10 protein-coding genes are annotated in these 25020 nt (G+C 43.4%); all 10 read left to right on the forward strand.

Features of this window, described 5'->3' with window-relative positions; genetic code table 11:
* Positions 1-195: 195 nt before the first annotated feature.
* The 10 genes from MHB37_RS16770 to MHB37_RS16815 all read left to right on the forward strand — a co-directional run bounded on the left by MHB37_RS16770 (position 196) and on the right by MHB37_RS16815 (position 24864).
* On the forward strand, positions 196-1143 hold the full coding sequence (locus tag MHB37_RS16770; protein ID WP_036677080.1) for a sugar ABC transporter permease: 948 nt from the start codon (positions 196-198) through the stop codon (positions 1141-1143).
* Between the two features lie 13 nt (positions 1144-1156).
* Positions 1157-2026 (forward strand): carbohydrate ABC transporter permease, encoded by an 870-nt coding sequence (locus tag MHB37_RS16775; protein WP_036677077.1) that lies wholly within the window; start codon positions 1157-1159, stop codon positions 2024-2026.
* Between the two features lie 66 nt (positions 2027-2092).
* Positions 2093-3679, forward strand: a complete 1587-nt coding sequence (locus MHB37_RS16780; protein ID WP_036677074.1) for an extracellular solute-binding protein — start codon at positions 2093-2095, stop codon at positions 3677-3679.
* A gap of 190 nt (positions 3680-3869) precedes the next feature.
* Positions 3870-5609 (forward strand): histidine kinase, encoded by a 1740-nt coding sequence (locus MHB37_RS16785; RefSeq protein ID WP_076217656.1) that lies wholly within the window; start codon positions 3870-3872, stop codon positions 5607-5609.
* Positions 5606-7231, forward strand: coding sequence for a response regulator (locus tag MHB37_RS16790; RefSeq protein ID WP_405168270.1), 1626 nt, complete (start codon positions 5606-5608; stop codon positions 7229-7231). The genes MHB37_RS16785 and MHB37_RS16790 overlap by 4 nt, the downstream gene beginning before the upstream one ends.
* Positions 7232-7315: 84 nt before the next feature.
* Entirely contained in the window at positions 7316-9547 is a 2232-nt protein-coding gene (locus tag MHB37_RS16795; RefSeq protein WP_340033116.1) for an FAD-dependent oxidoreductase, read from the forward strand.
* Between the two features lie 17 nt (positions 9548-9564).
* On the forward strand, positions 9565-10773 hold the full coding sequence (locus MHB37_RS16800; RefSeq protein ID WP_076306598.1) for an SGNH/GDSL hydrolase family protein: 1209 nt from the start codon (positions 9565-9567) through the stop codon (positions 10771-10773).
* A 295-nt stretch (positions 10774-11068) separates the two neighbouring features.
* Entirely contained in the window at positions 11069-16675 is a 5607-nt protein-coding gene (locus tag MHB37_RS16805) for a hypothetical protein (protein ID WP_405168271.1), read from the forward strand.
* A 341-nt stretch (positions 16676-17016) separates the two neighbouring features.
* Positions 17017-17958, forward strand: a complete 942-nt coding sequence (locus tag MHB37_RS16810) for a hypothetical protein (RefSeq protein WP_405168272.1) — start codon at positions 17017-17019, stop codon at positions 17956-17958.
* A gap of 108 nt (positions 17959-18066) precedes the next feature.
* The gene (locus MHB37_RS16815) at positions 18067-24864 is read left to right on the forward strand and encodes a stalk domain-containing protein (RefSeq protein WP_405168273.1); all 6798 of its coding nucleotides are present in this window, start codon (positions 18067-18069) and stop codon (positions 24862-24864) included.
* Positions 24865-25020: the final 156 nt, after the last annotated feature.

Here is a 25020-nt window from a genome sequence, read left to right on the forward strand (position 1 = left end):
TTGTATTTGGTCTATACTCAAACTTTCGAGCCAGAGTTATTGTACGAGCTTTAATGCAAGACAATCATGCCTATTGTATTGGAATTATCCAAGGCTGTACTTACTTAATATCTTATAAGAAATTCTTGAAATTACAGAAATTTATCCAGTAGGGGGATGCTATTATACAAATACAAATAAAGACGAGGTGATGATATGCAAGCAAAATTGGCAGCGGACGCCATTCCCCTCCCCAAAAAGCGGAACTCATGGATAAGGACGATAAAAAAGTATAAAGTGATGTACGCTCTCTTGTTCCCGGCATTAGTTTACTTTGCCGTATTCAAATACATTCCTATGGCGGGAATCATTATTGCCTTTAAAAACTATAATCTGGCTTTGGGACTATGGGATAGCCCATGGGTGGGATTTAGAAATTTTACAGATTTTATGAACGGCGTTTATTTCTGGGACATCATGAGAAATACGATTATCATATCCCTGTATAAGCTGTTGTTCGGTTTCTCAGCTCCTATCATACTTGCTTTGCTGCTCAATGAAGTTTATACCCAATGGTTTAAGAAAATCGTTCAAACGATCACTTATTTACCCCACTTTCTATCATGGGTCATTGTTTATGGAATGATGGTGGCATTATTAGCCCCAGGGGATGGTCTTTTTAACATGATATTGAAGGAAACTGGAGTTGAACCCATCTCATTCCTAACGGAACCTGCCTGGGGCAGACTGCTGATCATCTTATCTGAAATATGGAAGGATATTGGATGGGGAGCGATATTGTACCTTGCAGCATTAGCAGGAATCGATCCAAGCTTATATGAAGCGGCTAGAATTGATGGCGCTTCCAAGTGGAGACAGCTATGGCATGTAACACTTCCCGGCATTCGAGGCGTGATGATTCTGATGCTGATCCTTAAATTAAGCCATATTCTGGATGCTGGTTTTGACCAAATATTCATGTTTGCCAACAGCTTTAATCAGGAGAAGATCGACATTATCGACACATGGGTATACCGTGAAGGGCTCGAGCGACTTAAGATTGGCTTGGCTACTGCTGTGGGATTATTTAAAGCGGTCATCGGATTTGTTTTAGTGTTGGCAGCGAATAAGCTCGCCAAAAAATTCGATGGGCAAATTTGGTGAGGTGGTTATCAAAATGATCAATTTGACAATCGGAGAAAAGGTCTGGCAAGCATTCGTTTATTTTATTCTTATTTTGCTAGCTCTACTTTGCTTACTACCCTTTCTATATGTGGTTGCTGTTTCAGTAACGCCAGAATCGGAAGTGCTAAGAAGAGGAATTGTTATTATACCAGAAACCTTTACCTTTCTAGCCTATAAAGAAGTATTCATTTCTCATGGTATTGGGCAGGCGTATAAAATCACATTGTTTCGAACGATTGTAGGCACTGCTCTCAATGTGTTCTTTACGGTAATCGCGGCATATCCGTTATCCAAAAAATATTTGCCGGGTCGCAGCCCATTTTTACTATTCATTGTCTTTACTATGATGTTTGGAGGAGGATTAATTCCGACTTATTTACTAGTCCGCTCTCTGGGATTGCTAAACAGTCCGTGGGTATTGATCATTCCAAATCTCATTAGTGCATTTAATCTGGTGATCATTAAAGGCTTTTTCGAGCAATTGCCTGCTGAAATCGAGGAATCAGCGAGGGTAGACGGTGCAAGTGAACTTCAGTCGTTATGGCGGATCATTTTACCTCTGTCCTTGCCCGTCCTTTCCACAATTTCATTATTTTACGCAGTCGGGCATTGGAACAGTTACTTCGATGCTATTGTTTATATCAATGATTCCAACTTAATGCCGCTTCAAGTGATCTTGCGCAACATCCTGCTTAACGTCGCAACACAAAGTGCTGATTCGCTTGCCAATACCGGAGCTGTTAGTACGTTCGCTATACAAATGGCAGCAGTTGTCGTAACTACAGTTCCGATTTTGATCGTTTACCCATTTATGCAAAAGCATTTTACCAAAGGTGTGCTCTTGGGATCGGTTAAAGGTTAAAAAGATATTCCAACCTGAGTTGTTACGGGGAAACCGTGATAATATAGAAGCAAAGGAGAGGTCATTATGCAACGTAAAGCGATTACATTTGCTATTCTGACAGCAATGGTCGGTGTGGGAACAGTATTGTCAGGCTGTGGGGAACAAAAAGAGGTTACATCGACAGCTTCGGGTAATTCACAAGGCCAGTCTAGTCCCTTTGAAACCAAATTGAAAATTTCGATGTTTAACCAAGGAACTTTCAATGCTGCTGCTCCGATTCCTCCCCGTGAAGAAGATATCCAACGCCAAATGTTGGAGAAAGCAGTAAATATCGACTTGGAAATGATGATTCCTCAATCAGGGCAAGCAACGACTAAATTAAATACGCTCATTGCTGGCGGAGATATTCCAGATTTGATCTTTTTGAAGAGCCGGGCTGATCTCGCGCAATATTATGACCAAGGCGTTCTTGCGGATTTGACACCGTATCTGGATCAATTTCCTGAATTGCAGAAACGTTTTAGCAACGACTCCTGGGAGGCGATGTCCTATCAGGGAAAAACCATTGGAGTTCCAGGTTATGATAATGTAAACGGTATTAGTCGAAGCTTCTTTATCCGTAATGATTGGCTGAAAAAGCTGAATATGGAAGTGCCAACAACACCTGACGAGCTATTTGAAGTTATGAAAGCCTTTACAGAGAAAGACCCGGACGGCAATGGTAAAAATGATACGTACGGATTCATAGGCGGTATGAATAAAGAAGGCAATCTGCAAACCTATGGCTTCGATAGTTTGATGTGGATGTTTGGTGTCAATCCTCCCTCAGCCATTGATGTGAAAGACAATGAACCAGTGTTCCTGTTTACCGACCCAAAAATGAAAGAAGCACTCGCTTATATCAATAAAATGATGGAAGCTAAAGTTGTAGATCCAGACTGGGTGACGATGAATACTCCCGATTTATTGGACCAAAAGTTATTTAAGGGTAAAGTTGGCTTTATGATAAGAGATGCCCGCAGGCTGGAACCAGATTATCAGCAAAAAATGAAAGAAATCAGTGGAGAGGTGCCGGAATGGATCGTCATTCCTCCAATGACAGGTCCTTATGGTGATCAAATTGTAGAGAGAAAATCGTTCCAAGGCAATTCATGGGCCATATCCAAGAAAGCGGATAAGGACAAAATCATTCGGATCTTGTCCATGCTGAATTATCTCTTTACGGACAAAGAAGCCTATCCGAATTTTGCATACGGAATTAAAGGGATTCATTGGGATTTGGTAGACGGCAAGATCAAAAATAAAACCTCCGAATTATCAAAGGAAATGAAAGAAAAGTACTTATGGGTCGATCATTATAGAATGCCGCGTCGTGGTGATGATGCTGAGTACTTCAGCTTCCAGAATCCGAAGACGGCAGAAGCTTTTGAGAACAATCAGAAATACGTGGCGGCTACGTTGCCCGGGAATTTATTGACTGAAGACCCGAACGATTCATTGGCTGCTGACCGCCAACGCTACATTAATGAAAGCTTGGTCAAATTTATGACTGGCAAAGAGCCTCTTTCGAACTGGGATAATTTCCTCAATACATTGGAAACTAAGTTTGACATGCAGAAGTATAAAGATTCAGTAATCAAGCAATTTAAAGAAGCAGGCTTAATCAAGTAAATCAAACGAAGAGAGCGGCTATAATTAGCCCCTCTCTTTATTGAAATATAAGAAAGTATAAGTTTTACTTTATACTTTATCCTTCTATTTTTCGAAGAAACGCTTATCGTCCTTAAAAAGGACGCCGAAGGCGTTTCTTCTTATCATATGCTATTATTTGTTTATTACAGATTTAAAAGGAAGATGATCGATGCGAAGAAGAATCAGCTTGCCTTTAAAACTATTTTTTATCGTGTTTGCATTTGTATTAAGCTGCATAATCTTGATAAGCCAATTGTCTTATCGTTATGTCCAAAAGGAAATAAGAACCTCTGACATTTATTACACCAACCAAATACTTGATAAGATTGATCAGTATTTCACAGTTAATTTTTCCTCCTTCCAGACGATGCTGTTCTCGGTCGAGTCATCGGTGAAAGCCAACATTGACAATCCGGACGTGATTAAAAAGCAATTAAGAGAGCTCTATGAACTCAACAGTAATTACGTCAGTAATATTTATTTGATCAAAAACGATTTATCTATTCTAGGCGGAAGTACACCTACCCGAATATTTGATGAACCTTTAGCTGAAAGAGAACCATTGTTTGATGCAGCTGACAAGAATAGAAGGATTACATTTGTCAGTGATCCTTACAAATCTAAATATTCCGGCTGGACAGTTACGATGGTCCGATATCTGAACAGTGCTCCGTTTCCTATGGCCATTGCAGTAGATTTAGATCTAAATGCCATTGAAGATACCTTGTTCAAGATTAATAAAAAAGAACAAATGAATTTGGCTCTAATCACCGCATCGGGAAAAATCATTGCCGGATTTTCGGAAAATAAAGGCCCCCTGAATGTTCAAGATCATACTTTTTCAATCGGTGAAACGTCAGCAGAAGAAATTCTGGATACTACAGAAACAAACCTTCAACTGCACACCAAGGAGGGGATTCAAGTCTCCCTTCTAAAAAAACCGACTGAAAAATTCAACTGGACCATCATCTCAATCAACGATGAATCACGCTTGAAAGCTGCTTTATCCAGATTGGAAACCTATTATATCGAGCTTCTAGCTGCTGGTTTTCTCTTAAGTCTGTTCGTTTCCTTCTTTATTGCCAAATATATAAGGAACCCGCTCTATGCACTCAAAACAAAAATGAAGCGGGTGGAGCAAGGCTCCCTCACAACTACAATATCGATTAACCGAAATGATGAGTTTGGAGATCTCTCCCGAGCATTCGATCGTATGCTGCAGCAAATTGTGGAACTGATTCGGGGAGCAGAGCTTCATAACGAACTTGAACGAAAGCTGGAAATTCAAGTGCTGCAGTCTCAAATAAACCCTCATTTTCTGTATAACACGCTTGGTTCTATCAGCAATGTCATACGACTCGGACAAATAGAGAAAGTAGATGTGGTGATCGAGTCTCTCATTTCAATATTGGAATATGGGATAGCTGACGCTTCGGAGAAGGTATCACTGCGTCAGGAATTGCAGAATGTATCAGACTATATCGCGATCCAGAACATCCGCTATAACCGAAACTTCCAATTAATCGAAAATATCGAAGCAGGGCTAATAGATTTTCCGGTTTTTCGAATGCTGTTGCAGCCCCTTGTGGAGAATAGTATCTTCCATGGTTATAACGGAGGGGGGATCGAAGGCCCTATTACTATTCATGCGTACAGGGAGGGTGGCAACGTCATCATAGAAGTAGTTGATCAGGGCGAGGGAATTCCAACTGATAAAATAAAGCATATTTTAATTTCAGAACCGGGGGATGTGGAATTGAAAAGGAAAAGAATCGGGTTAAACAATATTCATGACCGAATCAGACTTCACTACGGAGAACAGTTCGGGCTCCAAATCATAAGCATACCTAAGGAAATAACCCGGGTTCGCGCCTTATTCCCAGCAGGCTTGTTTAAAGGAGATGCATGATGATGAGAGACTACACCTGCTTCATTGTTGACGATGAAGATCTAATCATTCAGAGATTGGAATTGTTTTTTCACGAGCGCTCCCTTAGGGATAAGCGATTTCATTTAGTGGGAAAAGCGAATAATGGGCTGAAGGGGATAGAGGAGATCGTAAAGCTTAAGCCGGATATCGTAATATCTGATATCGTCATGCCGCGAATGGATGGGATTTCCATGATTGAGCAGCTAAAGCCAAAGCTTCCCCATACCCAATTCATTCTTTTGACCGCTTATTCATCCTTTGAATACGCCCAGAGAGCTATTCAAGCCAACGTATTGGAATACATTGTTAAGGTTCCGCTCAGAGATGCGGATTTGGGTCGAGCTTTAGATAAGGCAGCCGGGATTTTAAATGAAGTTAAGAAAAAAGAAGCGGAATTTCAATCTTTAAACGTATCCGTGCTTGAAAATAAATATCGAGTCCGCAAGCAATTTTTTAACGAGCTTATCAGAGGCGAAATCCCTTCTCATCGGGCATCAGATTTTGCCAATCGTATGCAGTTCCATTTCTTTCAAGCCAACTATCGCTGCTTTATTGTCGAAATGAATATGTATGAAAGTTTCCGAAATGATTATTCAGCGTCTGATCAGAACATATTGAGGTATGCGATTACAAATATAATCGAAGAAACGGTGATGAATGGTGGCAGTGGTGTAGCTGCGGATCTATCCGATAATCGGTTTATTGGCTTTCTATCCTGGGAAAATAATCGTAGTGATCTGGAAACGGAATATGATTGCCAGACATTGGGGGGGCAGATCGTCTCCCATTTGCATCAATATTTGAATCAAAGGGTATCCGTCGCTTTTGGAGGTCCACACCGAGGCTGGGAATCCATCAAACAAGCTTACACGGAAGCACAAAATGTGAGTGATGATTTCTATTATCATACAGAGAAAGTAGTAAAAACACCCATGCATCGGTTCCATTACCATAATGACAGAAAAGAAGAATTTCAGGAGAAATTGGCTGATTTTCTTGCTGGGGTGAAAAGAAAGGTTTCCAAGGAAGAGCTGGAGAAAGCATTTGCTGATCTGAACCAATTTGTTACGGACCATAAAATCCATAAGTCCATCATGGCGCCTATGTTAAGAGACTTGTACAGAGACATTATTGTGAAGTTTAAATCGGGAAACAAGTTGGCTACGGAAGTAGCAGAGTTTCCCATAGAATTTTTAGCTTTTCGGGAGCAGCTTGCCTATATCGGCGACTTTACCTTCGAATATGTACACGCCGGCCAACTTTTACATCGTATAGAAATCATGAGTGCTATGCGGTTTATAGAGAAAAACCTGAAACAGCGATTAACGCTCGAGGCGATTGCCGAGGAAGTGAATTTAGCTCCATCGTATTTTAGCAGCTTATTCAAAAAAACAATGAACGAAGGCGTTATCAGCTACATCAATCGTAAAAAAATCCAATTAGCTCTCGAGCTGTTAAATATTCAGGATTATTCTATATTGGAATTGTGCGAAGAAGTAGGAATTGTGAATGAAGGTTATTTTTGCAAATTATTTAAAGAATATACGGGTGATACTCCTAAGCAATATCGGATAAAAATGACACGGTATGAATCCAATTAAGGTTGCAAAAAATGTGTGATTTTTTCGCGAAATCATGTAAAAAAAAAGGGAGCAAAAGGATTACCATGATAGAAGGATCTAATCATGGAGGTTATCAAAATGGAGCTTATTAAAGCAGATGTAACCGTCGTCGGCGGAGGTATTGCTGGGATATGCGCTGCTATTGCCGCCGCACGCCAAGGGCTGCAAGTGTCACTTATTAATGATCGACCGGTTCTTGGGGGAAATGCGAGCAGCGAGGTCAGGGTTCATATCAACGGGTCGGCTTATCTCGGAAACAGTCCATCCTATTATGCACGCGAAGGAGGGTTGGTGGAAGAACTCAAGTTGAAGATTTTCCACTATAATCCGTTATACAACAAGAAGCTGATGCTTTCGCTTTCGGATACGGTCTTGTTGGATATGGTCTATGCTGAGCCTAACATTTCTCTATTTCTGAATACATGCGTGCATGAGACGGGCATGGAGAACGGCAGAATTAAATGGGTGGATGGTCTTCAATTGGCTTCCGAAAGGAAATTTCGTTTTGAAAGCCGAACCTATATCGATTGCTCCGGAGATGGAGTTGTCGGATATCAGGCAGGTGCTCTCTTCCGATGGGGGAGAGAAGCGAAACATGAATACAAGGAAGAATTGGCTCCTGAAGTGGCGGACCATTACACCATGGGCGATACGATCCTGTTTCAAGCCCGTGACGTAGGATATTCCGTTCCATACAAAAGACCTGGCTTTGCGTATGATATTACGAAGTTAACCTTTTTCGATAGTATCAGAAAAGGCTTAAATCATCGGGCTTTTCCAAGAAAAATCAACGGGCTTGGCGGATTGTGGTGGTTGGAATACGGCGGACATATGGATATTATTAAAAATAATGAAGACATCGCGTTAGAGCTGCGGAAATTGGTATACGGGATTTGGGATTATCTCAAAAATAGCGGTGAATTTGATGATGTAGACAATCTCATTTTGGATTATGTATGCCCGATCCCGGGAAAGCGGGAGTCGAGGCGGTTTATTGGGGATCACATGTTGTCTCAGAACGATCTCACAGCAAAGCCGCATTTCGAAGATGCTGTATCGGTCGGTGGATGGTATATGGATTTACATGCTAATAAGGGCATCTACGATGAGGGGCCGGCTACAGCTTGGAATTTCGTGCCTGGATTGTACAATATCCCTTTCCGCAGTTTATATTCACGAAATATTCCTAATCTCATGTTCGCTGGTCGCAATATAAGTGCTACCCATGTGGCTTTCGGATCTACAAGGGTTATGGCAACCTGCGGTTGTATGGGGCAGGCGGTTGGAACAGCTGCTTCGTTGTGCTCGAAATATGAGGTAGACCCTGCTGCTATAGTCGAAGCTCATATGGGGGAGCTGCAGGCGCTATTGCTTCGAGACGGACAAACCATTGTAGGCCTTCAAGAGGAATTGGATCCTTACTTCGCTGACGGATTAACTATTCGTGCCTCGTCTCAGCGCAGCTATGACAATCTTCATCCAACCGAAGAGATTTCCTTGGAGAAAGGGTTATGTTTGGTCTTGCCGATTCAGACATCCGTGGCTGAAAGCGTACGGTTCAAAATTAAAAATAGCTCCAAGCATTCGGAAACTCTACATGTGAAGCTTTTTGGCGGGGAACGAAAGGAAAACTACATTCCAACCAGCGAGTTGAGAGACTACCACTTGGTTATTACAGCCGGTCATGACGACTGGATTACGCTAGACTTGGACTGCAAGAAACCGGCTGACGACAAAATCTACATCATATTGGAGGGCACGGCGAGCCTTGCCATATACGGTAATGAAGAGAAATTGACAGGAGCGGTCAGCTTCCACTATAGGCCGGAAGAGCCGTCCAGGCTGAAGAAATTCAATAAGAGCATTTGCTTTAAGGACCTGGTGCCAGCTCAGAATATGTATAGTCCTGAGAATGTTGTCAATGGCTACTCCAGACCTTATGGCCAACCGAATGGCTGGATTTCTGAACATTCGGAAGGACAGGAATGGTTGGAATTCTGTTTTGCAAGCCCCAAAAATCTGGACGAAATCCATCTTGTTTTTAATTCGCAGCTGGATTTGGAGCATTTCAACGACCCGATTGAGTCCCTTATCCAAGATTATGATATGACCTTGACCTTAGAAGACGGAACCGAGAGGACAATCATAACTCGTGGAAATTATCTCACGTTGAATAAACATAAGATAGATGCGAATGGTGTAACCCGAATCCGGATTAATTTCGGCGCAACTTATGGTTCGCCTTATTTTGAAGTGTTTGCTGTGAAATTGTTTGCTCCTAAAATCGATAAATGAGGACAGGTGAAGTCACGATGAAGGAATTATTCCCTCGTAAAGGGCTCCCCAATATAATTCAAAAATTGGAAAATGGGGATACCGTAACAATCGTCTATTTCGGCGGCAGTAATACACGTTCTGAAGGCTACAGGGTTATGACGGCGGATTGGCTTCGTAAGCAATATCCTAAGGCGGATATCCGCTCTGTGAATGCAGGCATTGATGGGACAGGATCGGATTTGGGCTGTGCCCGTTTGGAGACAGATGTACTGCGTCATCGACCTGATCTAGTATTTGTTGAATTTGTCGGTAATGATGGCGGAGATCCCGAATCCAAGGCGCGGATCGAAGGGATTGTCCGTCAGATCCGCAAGCGGAGCCGGTTTACTGATATCCTGTTCGTTTATACGCTGAAGGAGCGGGATGTGGCCTTATTTCAGTCTGGAGAATACCAGAAGGGGGCTCTAATGCAAGAGGAAGTGGCCGACTATTACGGTATTCCTTCGATTCATCTGGGCGTAGCGGTCAGTCACTTGGTGTCGGAGGGAAAACTCGTTTTCACCTCAAGGGAAGACGTGTCCATTTCCGGAGCCGTTGTTTTTACACATGATTCGATCCATCCGACTATTCCCGAAGGACATCAGATTTACACGGATACGATCACCCGGTCATTTGAAAAAATTAGAGAACTTCAGGATCATCCAGGAAGGTCAGTACATCACTTACCTCAGAATCCGTTGGTCCCGGCTAATCCTTGGGAATATGCGAGCATGCTGTCATTGGATAGTCTTACCGATTTTTCCGCAGGATGGTCTTACATGACTCCCGATGATTGTGCTTTAGTACGCGAGTACAATTGGTTGTTCCCCGGCCTGTGGCGAGCAGTCGATCCTGGAGAGGCTATTACGGTGCAGTTCGAGGGAACTCATATCGGGTTATTCGATATCGGGGGGCCTGATTCTGGCAGATTGAAGGTGTCGGTGGATGGTGGGGAACCCTTTATTGTCGATCGATTCACACTACACAACGATCATAATCGTAATCAGTATGTATTCTTGCCGGAGCTCCCGAATGGGAAACATACGGTGCGCTTCGAAGTCGATACCGAAAAGACAGACAAAGCGGCTGTATTTGAGGCATGCGGCAATGAACGAAGTATTGAGCATATTCGGCAGCATCCAGATTGGTATGATCAAACGGTGATCCAGCTTGGGAAGTTGTTATTGGTGCAGCCGCCATTATAATTAATCATAAGGTTTTCTCCAATTGAAAGACCTATATCATACTGACTGCAGTTGAGCGGCCAGTTATGATGTAGGTCTCTTTTTAAAGGAAGACAATGTCGTTTCTTCTTGCTTAAAATCTTATAAGAAATTCTTGAAATCAAAGAAATTTCACAGTTACGTGACATGCTATGATAAAAATGACGGAGCGGGATTAGCCAGAAGAATACGGCTGATTGCTTCTTTATGATCTTCGAACAAAGGAGGGTTTTATTAATTTGTAAGCGTTATCAACTTAAGGGAGGCTGTGAGTTGTATGATAAAAAGGAAGCTGTTTTTCTTAATCGTTTTCATCGTGACGATATTAGTTCCTTTCAGCCTAGACGGAATAAGGACCGCTTATGCAGAGACCTTACCGTATAAGACGATTATCATCGATGACGGGAGCATCACGATCAATGATGTTTTGACACCTGATGTGGGTAACGAGAACAACGGATATTCGGCTCCAAATTGGACCACAAGTACAGGGGTGAAGGGGTATGATAACTCCAGCTCCAAATATACGAGTACAGCAGGCAGAACGATATCATGGAATCCACGATTGGAAGCAGGAACGGCGAGAATTTCGTTATACAAGCTTAACTGGGAAGATAAAGCGGATAGCAATGTAAAAATTGAAATCGTCCACAATGGAACGACGGATGTTCTTTTTATGGATTTGAGGCCTTCGTTTGGCGCTTCTGTGGGATGGGTTGATTTGGGAGAGTACTATTTTTCCGGAGTTGGTAACGAATTCGTTAGATTAACTCGGTCTACCAGCACAACCAGCACGATACTTACTCGTGCAGATGCGGTCAAGTTCGAAGGGAATATTCAGCAAAAAGAGCCTCATAAGACGATCATCATTGATGATGGAAGCATCACGATTGATGATGTCGTCACTACTGATGTAAATAACGCAAATAACGGGTTCTCCGCTCCTGATTGGACTACAAGTACGGGAGTGAAGGGATATAATAATTCTAGTTCCAAATTTACCGATGCAGTAGGAAGAAGCATCACATGGAATCCGCGATTAGAAGCAGGGACGGCGAAAATTTCATTCAACAAACTTGATTGGGCGGATAAAGCAGACAGTAATGTTAAAATCGAAATTGTTCACAATGGGATTACGGATGTTATGTTTATGGATCTGAGACCCTCGTCGGGGCCATCGGCCGGATGGGTTGATTTGGGGTCCTATTATTTCAGTGGTGATGATAGCGAATTTGTCAGACTGACTCGAACACAACCTACGACCGGAAAAATCATTACGCGGGCCGATGCGGTCAAATTTGAAGGGAATATACGGCAGCAAGCTCCGCCGTTGCCTCCGCTGCGCAGTCGTACATTGGCGAATCTCAGTTACACGGAAAAAGGCAGCATCGAGAATGCCAGCTATAAGGCTACCTTTTATGAAGCTGCTTGGGATGAAGGCAAAACCATCGTTCGTGATATGTTCTACAAGGATACGGATACGGGGAACTGGATGCCTGTTAATAATGTGGCGGAAAGACTTGAAGAACAATGGGTCTTATTGGATGGGAATGCGGGGAGTCGAACCAATTATTACGATACGATGAACAAACGCTGGATTACATTCGACGAGATCAATTTCCCAGACAGCCACACGGCGATATTAACCGATTCTTCACATGAAAGCGATTACGATTTACAAGTGAACTGGTCTATGTCAGGGGACAAACCTGATGTTTCCTTCGCCTTTACACCTCGCAAGGATGGCAATTATGTAATCGGTTATCAGTCCTTCACAACAGAGCAAATCTCAGACGTCAATGAAGTGTTAAATGGTTTCAGATCACACGCCAAAATGGTAGGTTCAGTGGAATCAACAAGCTTAAGGGAACTAAGCGCTCCGATGAGTCTAATTGAGAAGAATGACGGTTCGGGGAATCCATTGACATATGGGGTATTTGTACCGTCGGATGAGCTTCCGGTTGAATTTGAACCGACGGGAGGCGTTACGAAGCAAAGGCTTGGCATGAGCCTTGTCAACAACGAAGGCAGCGTGCAGCCAATCTTGTACGCTCCTCAATTAGGGACCTATTCTCAAATGAACGCAGAAAGCACTTATCAATTTCATATGGGACTAATCGCTCAAAAAAGCAAATTGTATGAGTCCTACGCGGATATTCTTCGCAAAGAGTACGGTTATTCTGCATACCGGGAAAATGTATCAGATCAGTCGCTTACTGACGCGATGTTCAATATGATCGATTTACTTAAGATAGAGCCGCAAGGGGATGACTCTGTTGATTATGTCCCGTCACCCAGCGGGTGGTGGAGCCGTGCCAAGGGCTTTATTGACATCGAAAACGAGGATAGCGTTCGAACAAGCTCGAATGCAGTTCTTTTGGGGGCTTACTATTTGACTGGGGATGACCAGCTCTACGATACGAGAGCATTGCCGTCCGTCCAGTATGGCTTATCGCGAAATGGTATAGGCTGGTCGCCTACGCAAAAGCCAGTATACGGTGTGCCGTCGTTATGGAAAATGGCAACCTTGCCGTTTGATTTTTCAAGCGTAACCGCTCTCAATCAGATGATGGGTACTTCGGCAGGAATTGGAGCACTGGCACAGGAAGAATACCTCGTGCGTGATCCTGACCAGAAAGACCGTGGTCCTGTCATTCAACCCCTGATGATGTATCGTATGACGGGAGATACGCAGTATTTACAGGCTGCCAAGGATGCAGCCGACAGCTATATCATGCAGCATATTGATACGCCTGCATCCGTCAATGTGAGTAAAAATGAGTTCATTTATTATTATAGCAAGCTGTGTATGGAGATCTTGGAGCTTTACGAGGAAACTCAGGATCCCAAATACTTGAATGCAGCTTATAAGGAAGCCAAACGGTATGCAACGATGTTTGTTGCTCGTCCGGTTCCTGAAGGTAGCGTTACGATTCCGCAGCCTGAGACGTATAATTACGCGGAGTCGTTCCATTGGCCGGAAAGTGGTAAATATCAATATCCTCGGATCAAGCTCCCAGAAGATGTAGCCGGAGGCGTACAAGCGGATAGTTGGCTTGTTTCTCCCAATGGATTGACGTTTGAAGCGGGAAGTACAACTGGCTATTATCGGATGAATGCTCAGGAAGCTCCATTCATGCTGAGATTGTCGCTCTATACAGGTGATAAACTGCTGCAGGATATTGCTCATAATGCAGTTATTGGACGATATTCTAGTTATCCAGGTTATTACTATAAGGGCTTCGCCGTTAGCCAACTTGAGCCAGAGTTTCCTCTGGAAGGCCCAAGCGGGGCTACATCCATCTATTATCACCATATCCCGGGACAGCTCGGGCAAACGATGGATTATTTGATCAGCGAACAAACGTTGAAATCAAATGGTAGTATTACATTTCCTTCTGTTTTTGAAACTAATTTTTTATGGTTCAAATATCACCTCTATGGAAATAAACCAGGGAATTTTTACGGTAATTCCGACGTTTGGCTCTGGATGCCCAAGGGGATTATCAAGACCAACCATCCTCAATTGAACTGGATAACGGGAGAGAGCGGGAATAAATTCTACATCGGGTTAAGCAACGAATCATCAGCTGAAGTCCAGACTCCGATCGAATTGAATGCGCAAATCATTGGGTTCAACCCGGCACAAGATTATACCGTAACCATCATCCGCGACAATGGCACACCAGAGCAAGCGGTTATGAGTGGTGGAATCATTCAAGCCACGGTTTCAAGCAAAGGAATAACCGCTATCATTGTAGAAGGACTCAACATTGATGTGCCGCTGCACCAGGTCAGAACTGCTGATACATCGGATGCAAGCTATTTCTTCGATATCCACAGTCCAATAGATGCGGTTAAAGGTATGCTGATCGTCAAGCCCGACGAAACGGCCTATGATGCTTATGTGCAGGCAAAAACGACAAAACCAGCGACGATCCATTATTCCTTGGATGGCGGAGTAACGTATACAACCATTCCAGATACGATCTATCCGATGGAATGGTCGATACGGGTAAACGATTTATCCCAAACCTTCACTTATTATGTGGAATCGGATGGGAAACAGACCCGCAAGCGGACACTCTATTTGCCTGATCAAGTACAAGAAACTCCAGTTCAACCGGATTGGCAGGAGAGTTCATCGATCATTGTGGATAATACGGAGGCAGAGACAGAAGGCGTCTGGATACGGGATACAACGGCTAACGACTATTACTATGATAACTATGTGTACGCCAAATCGACTGCCGGCACAGCGACAAGCAGAATTAAATGGCGGCCTGAGCTGCCGGAAAGTGTTACTTACAGTGTGTATTACAAGCTTCCGCAAATAACCGCTACAAGTGAAAATTGGGCAACGAATGCCTCATTTACCGTTTATTATAGTGGAGGCTCCGAGACGGTTACCGTTGATGAGACAACGGCCAATGGGACTTGGGTGCACCTGGGAGATTATCCTTTTGCAGCAGGCGATAGCGGATATGTCGAATTAACCAATAAGGCCAACAAGTCACGGGTAGTTGCCGATGCGATGATGTGGGTGGATCCAAACAGTATGCCGCAATTGGAGTCTGTGGTGATCCTGTCGGATCGGGGTGAACTGCAAATGACTCAAACCGCACAACTAAGCGTAACCGGCTATTTGGATAACGGTCTGATTGGTGATCTATCACAGGCAAATGTGCAGTATTTCGTTGATCGAACCGATCTGGCTGAAGTGGACAGTAGCGGTATGTTGACCCTTCTAAGTCTCGACGGAGAAACGGATCATATTGAGGTATGGGCCACTGTAACGATTGACGGGGTGACCTTAACAACACCTTCTATGACAATTGCGATCAGGGACTTAACGGTTATTGTCGACAGCACGAATACGACTGGGTTATACACGACAGAAGGATCTTGGAGCCAAAGCAATTTAGCTGGATACAAAATTGGGGTTAAGTCCCGTTATTCTACCGTTCAAGGTTCATCAGCGACGTGGAAAGGCCAGTTCCCAGAGGGGAAATATACGGTCTCCATTTACAAGCTCGTCCATACGACGGCAAACGATAACTATGTCAAAGTGGAAGTGAAGCATCAGTCGGTTACCGAAGTTACGTATATTGATGCAACCGTCGGCTCATCAGGTTGGGTTAATCTAGGAACGTTCGACTTTACTGGAGACGGCAGCGAGTACGTTCGTCTAACCAGGGTTACTCCGACAACGGTAGATCCGCCAACTCTACCTGCCGATATGATTTATACGAGGGCTGATGCAGTCAAGTTCGAACGGCATTCCGTTAGCCCGGAATTGCTTGCAAATGGGGTGCCAGGTAAACCGATACTTTCGAATAATAGCGGTGTTGCGACAGGTATAAATGATGGCAATTATGAGGTTACAATGAATATGTGGTGGGGAAACAATGGCTCACTGTATAAGTTATACGAGAATGGTCAATTGATCCAAACGAAGTCACTGGCCGATGTTTCGCCAGCCGCCCAGACTTCCATTATTCCTATTCAAGGAAAGCCGAATGGAACCTATGTGTATACATGTGAGTTATCGAATTTGTATGGAACGACTTCATGTGATCCACACACCGTCACCGTGGCTGAGGCGAAGCCCGGCAAACCTGTTTTGTCTAGTGACAACTGGGATCAAGATGGGGACTATAACATTACTGCTAATATGTGGTGGGGCACGAACGCAACACAGTATCGATTATATGAAAATGGCGAACTTATTGAAACGCAATCTTTATCTTCACAAACACCAAGTGCTCAATCGGCCACTACACAAATTTCAGGGAAATCTCCTGGCATCTATCACTATCGCGGTGAGTTTATGAATGGAAGTGGAACAACGGAAAGTGATACGATACAGATTATTGTAAAATAAACTTATGAGCTGAGTGGATGAGAACAATCCATTCGGCTTTTTTATTTCCTGGAATTTAGTATAGAGCTATACAAAAAGCTAATCTTTCAAGGCTCTCAACTGGGTGATATCTACATAATACTGCTCATGCTAGATTAGCAGGGCGTTTTCAACCAAACGTGGTAATTTGAACATGTCAAATTTGTTCTAATTCAGTCTAAATAAGCGCTTACATTAGGGGGTGGCTAAACTTACAATAATGTCTAACCATTTAAATTTGGGAACTTCTCCTGCAACGGAGAAGAATTTCACTGTCATGGCTTTCATGCAAAGCTAGGTTGAATATTGGAGAGGAGGCTGTCATGGGGATTACAAGACGAAAACCAACAGTGATTATCTTGTTTACCGCTCTGATTGTTCTTGCTTTACTCATGTTGGGCTTAACTAACAAAAAGGCGGAACTGCCTGAAAATTGGATATTTACAGTAGATGGATACGCCGTAACAGAGGAAGAATTTCAATCTTTTGTCAAAGAGCAGAGAGCTATAACGGTAGACTATTTCTTCAGAACTTATGGGGCCCAAGCAGATGAGGGCTTCTGGACACATCAATACGGCAAAAATCATGAAACCCCCTCTGAATACGCCAAAAATTCTGCGATGACAGCATTGCTAATGTCCAAGCAGGAGCAATTTATTGCACACAAGCGAGGAATCGCCCCTTACCAAAGCTTTGATGAGCTTAAATCCGACATGCAAGAAGAAAATGTTAAGCGAGCTAAGATGGATGATTCAGGAGAGACTTACTATGGGTTGCCTCAGTTTGATTTATATCAATACATGCAATATTTAAGTGGCGCCCGTTGGCCGGATTTGATAGAAACCCAGGTAAAGAAAACGAAAATGAGCGACGCCCAGTTACAAGTTGAGTATGCATCAAAAAGTGCGGATTATATTCGTGTAGCTGATAAATTAACGGCTGCGTTAGCGACAGCGGGACAAGTCAAAGAAGAGAAAGTGCTAAATCGTTTAGATATATCCAAAGAAGATACCGAGTCTCTTAAGTTCTGGGAGTCTTTAGCTGCTGCTTCTGTAGGTGAGACAGTAATCGGTAAATATATGGGTGAGGATGTCGTTGCTACATTAACCACAAAACCGGAAATCACCAAGCTTAAACTGGAAGAAGTGAAAGATTCCATTCTATACGGATCGGCGGAGTCTGACTTGCGCGCGTTAATTGCAAATACGAATGAATTGAAGATCGTGTATAACGGTAATCGATTCAGTGAGTTAGTAGTGAACTAGAATAGTTAGTTTTTAAGTTTATAAAAATCTATGTCTATTGAGACTTCCATAGATACAGATTTTTTATAAAGTATAAATTTATTAATTTCAAAGGGAGGAAATTTTGGAATGATACGATGGAAATGGATGCAAAAAGCTTTGTCGATAGTTACGGCTACAACGTTGGCATTCCCTGGTCTGTTCGGCTTAGCACCTTCATCCGAAGTGTCAGCTGCGGGAGGGAGTGAATCTTTTGACTCCGTTGTACTAGAATTGACACAAGCGGCAGGTCAAACAGGTAGGGTAAATCTTACGTATAAAGGTTCACCTTTAAGCAGTCTGGTTAAAGGACCGGTTATTGACGAGGTAAGTTATGATTCCAGCAATTCGCAACTTTTAACTGTTAATAATCAGGGGAACATTACTTTATCTAACGGTTATACATTTGCGTCGCCAGATGCTCCGGGCGTCCCGGTGACAATCACGGCCAGGGCGGGTTATTACCCTGACTCAGAAGTGTTATTCATGGAGGACTTCGAGAACAACAATGGTCCGATGACATCTATGAGCAAATTAAGCTCGTCATTCACGCTGTCCGATGCACAGTCCCGTTCTGGATTGAAAGCGATTACACCTTCGGATGATACGAATAATGAAAAGGTAGCTCAAGATGTGGCATTGCCGGCTGGCAGCAATTATAAGATGACGGCATGGTATTTTGACCCGTATCCTAATGAGGAGAAGACTGCGACGGATAGAACGCAATTTGCTATTGTAGATGGTAAAAATGCCACCTTTGCCGGGACATTCTATCAAAGTTCAGAGGCAGATGTTATTCATAACCCGACGAAATATACTTGGGCTTATGCACCATCATCAGCGGGTACAGCAGGCAACCGTTGGAAAGATAGCGGGGCTTTACGTTCCACAGGCTGGCATAAATTCGAGTGGCTTATTACACCAAATGGTGCGACGTTACAAATAGACGGAACATTAATATCCGATTCAGCGCAAAGTGATATTTACAGAGCTATGAAGAGCGGTACAACCATTCAGCCTAAAATAGCGGGAGGATGGAATAGCCAGACAGGGAACAAAGCTTATATTAAAAATAAACATCTAATTGACGATTTTTATGTTGTAAAAGATGTGGCTACAACAACAGGAACCAGAACATTAACAGTGAATTTGGTGCCTCCCGGCGGATTGCCAAATTTAGAAATAAGCACTCAGCCAACAGCTGCAGAAGTGAAACAAGGTGAGACAGCAACATTTAGCATTACGGCATCAGCCGCTGCTACTGCTTATCAATGGTATGTATCTGATGATGAGACTGGCTTGAGCGGGACAAAAGTCAGCGGAGCTGATAAGGCAGTATTAACACTTTCCAATGTGGACGCAGCTTCACAACAAGGCAATTTTTATTATTGCGAAGTTTCCTCGGCAGAGGGAGTTGTAGTGAAATCCCATGCTGTACCGTTGTTGATAACCACCAATACGCAGGTGAATGCACCAATTAATCCAACGCTTGACTCGGATACGGGTATTTATAATGGCGCTTCCAATTACGGGGATACCCTTGTAACACTGTTCAAAGACGGTGGACCGGTTGGTTATTATTTATCGAAAAATGGGGGACCCGACCAGCCTAACAATCATGAAAGGCATCATGTTCTGCCCTATGCAAGGGCACTCGGAGTGGGCAACTACACTATTACAGCTATTGTCATAAATAATGCGGGAGATATCAGTGAAGAAGTTGCAGCATCCGGAATATTAAAGATTGAGAAATTGCCTGTACCGGCAAATGCCAGATGGAACGGCACATACGCTACATGGGATCGCGTCGCTAACGCATCTGCCTATTCGGTTCAACTCTTCAGTAATGGAGTGGTTAATGGAAGCCCGATTGCAGCAACAAGCAATGATGCGGCTTTGTCCCCGACTTTAAATGATACATTTAAAATAAAAGCAAACGGCAACGCAACGTCACGATTCTTAGACTCTGATGAGTCAGGGGAGAGTGCACAATATTCAGCGAACATTGCGCTAATTCGCCAGAACGATACATTACGGGCAGGAGATAGAACGCGGTTAATGGTTGACACAGCTGATGTGTTCGTTGCTGATAACATCAGCTTCAGTCCGGCGGATCAAGACAAGGATAAGATTGAAGTTGATGATGCCGGATTCGTGACGGTTAAGAAAGGTTATATTCCGACAGGGAACGAAGAAGTTACTGTACATGTGAGCGTTGATTACTTCAATAAGGCTGACACTAAGTTTTACGATGGATTTGAAGGGGAGAAGAAATTTTCAAATGGTGCGAACGGATATGTTCACAGCGATGTGATGTCCCGTACCGGAGGAAAGGCCGCGACATCAAGCGGCGCCGGTCAGGTGGCGACTGTTCCAGGTACCTATAATTATGCCCCTGCAACCGGTAAGACAACAATCGTTACTGCTTGGTACTATGATGATGGCAGAGCGGCTTCCAATGACCACGCTGTCTTTGGCTTAACCCCATCGTCCAATGAACATATCGCAATAAATTATGGCAATGGAGATGGTGACTGGGCGGAAAATCTGACCAATTACGCAGTCAGGCCTGGTTCATCCGGGAGATTCTATCCTGTAGATGTCCAGCGAAGCGAAGGTTGGCATAAATTTCAATGGTTCGTTACATCAACAGGAACAACCTATAAAATCGATGGACAAGACATTCAAAGGCAAACAACAGCTGGCGGAAATTTTGATACTCCAGTTAAGAACAATATTTCCAAGATCGATGCATTGCAGCTTGCTACGAACTGGGGCAACAAGCCTGGAACGGTTAAGGATATACAGAACAGGCATTTTATCGATGACGTATATGTTATCGATAGTGGAATAGCAGCCCAAACCGGAACAGCTTCTATTACGCTAAAGCTCTTGCCTAAAGAGTATAGTCACTTGGAAGACAGCACATATGTTATTGGTCTGGATGACTATAATATCACCGTAAATCCTGATTTAACGGATCTGGCTGGAGTGAAGATCGGCGCTGTAACTCTGCTGCGGGATGTGGATTATACGGTTAGCGGTAATGTATTGAAGATTAACAAAGAATCATTCACAAGAAATAATATCGTGCCGGGAAAATATACCGTTAGACTTGATCTGTATCCTGCCGAAATCACCTTCGAGTTGAACATTGTACCCCTTGAAGTCCGTGATTATTATCTCTCCAATAACGGTGACGATCATGCAGATGGACGCACACCAGCTACGGCATGGAAATCAATCTCCAAGATTAATGAATATGTATTTATGCCAGGTTCAACTATTTATCTGGATGCGAATAGCGTATGGAACGAACAAATCAGACTGCGCGGCAATGGTGAGGAAGGAAATCCGATTACGCTTACAAAATATAATACGACCGACCCTAACCAACGCCCGGTAATTAATGGTGGAGGAACAGCGTCGAGCCCATCAGGCATATCCTTAAACGGTACCATTGAGTTATATGACGTAAACTATTGGGTAGTCAGTGGAATTGAAGTAACGAACATCGGCAATGCGGCAGGTGACGGCCGCTCCGGTATCGCTGTAATGTCAAGGATTTCGAAGCTGGGACAAGGTCAGTTTAATATTCAAGATTATGCTGATGCTCGTATGCAAGGAATCGTCATTCGAGATAACTATGTTCATGATGTTAATGGGCTGCACCAAGCAAATGGGGCAAGTAAGGTATCCGGCGGCATCATTATTAATGGTTATGTGGATATATTGGTTGAAGGCAACAAAACCCTTCGTTGTGATAACGAAGGTATTCGCAATAATGCCTACGGGCCAAGCAATCCTGGGACTAATAACACAGGCATTACTTGGAGTAATTCTAGCTATCCTTGGGCATCCAACGCTGTGTTTAGAAACAACTGGGTTTCTAGTTCGGTTGGAGATGGCATTGTCATGTCCGGCGGGAACAACTCCCTTGTGGAACGAAATGTGGTCACAGACAACGGTTATAGCTATTTAAGCGATAAGAGTGGCAATCTGGTTACGAACTGGGGGCCAAATAATACAACACCAACATATCTAGGTTCGCAAAACTATGCGGCTGCGTGGATTATGGCAAGTAAAGGCACCATCTTCCGCTATAATGAAGCTGTGGATAACCCTTATCATGCAAGTAATGACGGTATGGCTTGGGACATTGACAACTATTGTCAGGATAATGTGTATGAATACAATTACAGCCGAAATAACTATGGTGGTTGGTACTTACAGATGAATGCTGCCAAGGGCAATATCGTTCGCTATAATATTAGCGTGAACGACGGCCGCAGCCCCGATTTTAACAAGAGCTTTAACAGTCTAATATTGCTTGCAGGAGGTTCTTCAACGAGCGAGGAATTAAGTGGCTTATACTATAACAATGTCATCGTCACACCATTGAAGAATAGCAGTTCGTTAGTATTTGACCCGACAGCCTCCAACTTGCACATTTATTTCCAAAATAATATATTTGCCTACACTGGGGCAAACAACCAGGTTGGTCTGAAAGGCGGGGGAACATCAGCTCCATTTGCAGCCGGACGGTTTACGAACAACATTGTGTATCCGGCTAATCTTTTTGGCAGCATGAACGCAGGTGGAGGCGGATATCTAGGTGCAGGCGTAACAGCAACAGACAACCGCTATGTAACGGAAGAGGAACTGAATTCTATATTAAAAGATTATAAATCTGCACCTGAACATTGGATTACCAACAGTGGGACAGTGGATGCCAAGCTTGATTACGATGCGATGAACGGGTTCCGTCTTGCGGATGGTAATAACCTGGCCTATGGTGCAGGTGCCGAGATTGTAAGCCCATATGTGGATCGGGCGAATGCTCTGCCTCATATGACGGAGAGAACAGACTTCTTCGGCAATTCACTTAGCGCTAGAACGCATTCCATCGGCGCGCACAACCCTTATGCGGTAACTTTTGATTCCAATGGGGGCAGTGAAGTTGCGGTGAAGTTCGCTGACATGGGCGGTACAATTACCGAGCCAACAGCGCCGACAAAAGATAAAACTGTTTTCGGCGGTTGGTATCAAGATAAAGGATTAAACGATGCTTGGAATTTCGATGCTGATCCTGTTACAAGGGATATTGAATTATATGCGAAATGGGCTGAAGACGCAGGTACGGCACCAACGATAATGACGAATTCGCTTGCGGATGGCAAGGTAGGACAACCTTATTCGGCAGTTCTTACCACTGATGGCGATAAGCCGATCAAATGGGCCGTTGTAGAGGGGCAATTACCATCAGGATTGAGCTTGGATGAAGATGTTGGTGTTATCTCTGGTACACCGGATCAATGGGGTCAATTTAAGTTCAAAGTTCAAGCAAACAATGACGTTGGCAGTGACACAAAACAGTTCAATATAGTGATCACTGAAGATGTCTCAGTTGATACAGCTCCGGAGATTATCACTAAGAATTTACCAAATGGCAAAGTTGGACAACCGTATACAGTAACACTAGCGGTATATGGCAGTGAACCGATTTCTTGGAAGGTCCAGGGAGGAGATTTGCCAGTAGATTTGAAACTAGATGAAGCAACAGGCGTTATCTCGGGTACGCCTCCAGAGGCAGGATATTACGAATTCACGGTTGCAGCAACGAATGATTTTGGTAAAGATGAGCGAGAATTGAGCATCGAGATTAAAGAAGATAAGCCAGTGGATACAGCTCCGGAGATTATCACTAAGAATCTGCCAAGCGGCAACGTTGGACAACCGTATACGGTAACATTAGCGGTTTACGGCGACAAACCGATTACCTGGAAAGTGAGTGATAATTATTTACCTGCTGGGCTGAATTTAGAAGGAGCTACGGGTATTATTTCAGGCGTGCCTACTGAAGCGGGAACTTACAAATTCAATATTACGGCTTCCAATCATGCTGGCATGGATACGATAGAGTTAACTATTGTAATTACTGCAAATAACAGTGGTGGCAATAATGGCAATAACAATGGCGGCAATTCAAATGGCCACAGCAGTACGCCGACTCCTTCGCCAGAGTTATCAGTAGCGGAGCGTATTGATGCTACAATCAAAGAGCAGCTGAAGAAGGGCAATTCCATTGCATTGACGATGTCAGCCGGAAAAGATGAGCTTGAGATTCAAAGCGATACGATCGGTGCGATTATTAATGCCGACAAACCGCTAATCGTTACGAATAACACCGTATCTGTTAAATTGTCCGCTGAATTGTTGAAGCAATTGAATACAGGAAAGTGGATGAAGGTTGTCATTAAACCTGTAGATGAAAGAGGCGGAGCTATAGGGCGGGGATATGAATTAAAGATCTTCGTGGATGGCCGGGAAGTAACGGATTATACAGGGCTTATACCCGTAACCTTCGATCTGTCAAAAGAGAAGTTGTCGACAAACGAGCTTAACATGTTATGCGGTGTTATGCTTCAATTGAACGGTAACATGGAGCGTTTAGGCGGCAACTATGAGCGTGAGACAGGTAAATTTACTTTCACGGCAAAAGGACTAGGTTATATCTTCATTACAGCCAAGCCTGAACCTGTGAAATTGGAATTCACTTTAGGAAAGACAGGATATAAATTAAACGGAATCGAAATGAGTATGGACGTTGCTTCAACGGTAGTTAAAGGCAGAACGTTAGTCCCACTGCGCTTCGTTGCCGAGAGCTTAGGAGCAAACGTAAGCTGGGATAACGTTACGAAAACCGTAATGATTACTTTGAAAGGTCAGACTTTGTCGATTAAGATCGGTGAACTTGCACCAGGAATGGATGTAGCAGCTGAACTTGTAAACGGTCGTACTATGCTCCCATTACGTTTCATTGCTGAGTATTTTGGTGCAAATATATTCTTCGATAATACTTCGAAATCCATTAGTATCACGAAGTAGTATTTCCTAAAATTAGCAGCTACGCTCGAAACCCTCTAACATGCACTGCCATGTTAGAGGGTTTTCTAGTGTGCGCCCGGCATAGACGATAACTTGGCGGTGAAAGTCCTCTATTAACGAACAATAAAATTGTCTTAACTGGAAACAATTCTTTAG

The organism is Paenibacillus sp. FSL H3-0286, from assembly GCF_045040705.1.
Lineage (GTDB): Bacteria > Bacillota > Bacilli > Paenibacillales > Paenibacillaceae > Paenibacillus_AQ > Paenibacillus_AQ odorifer.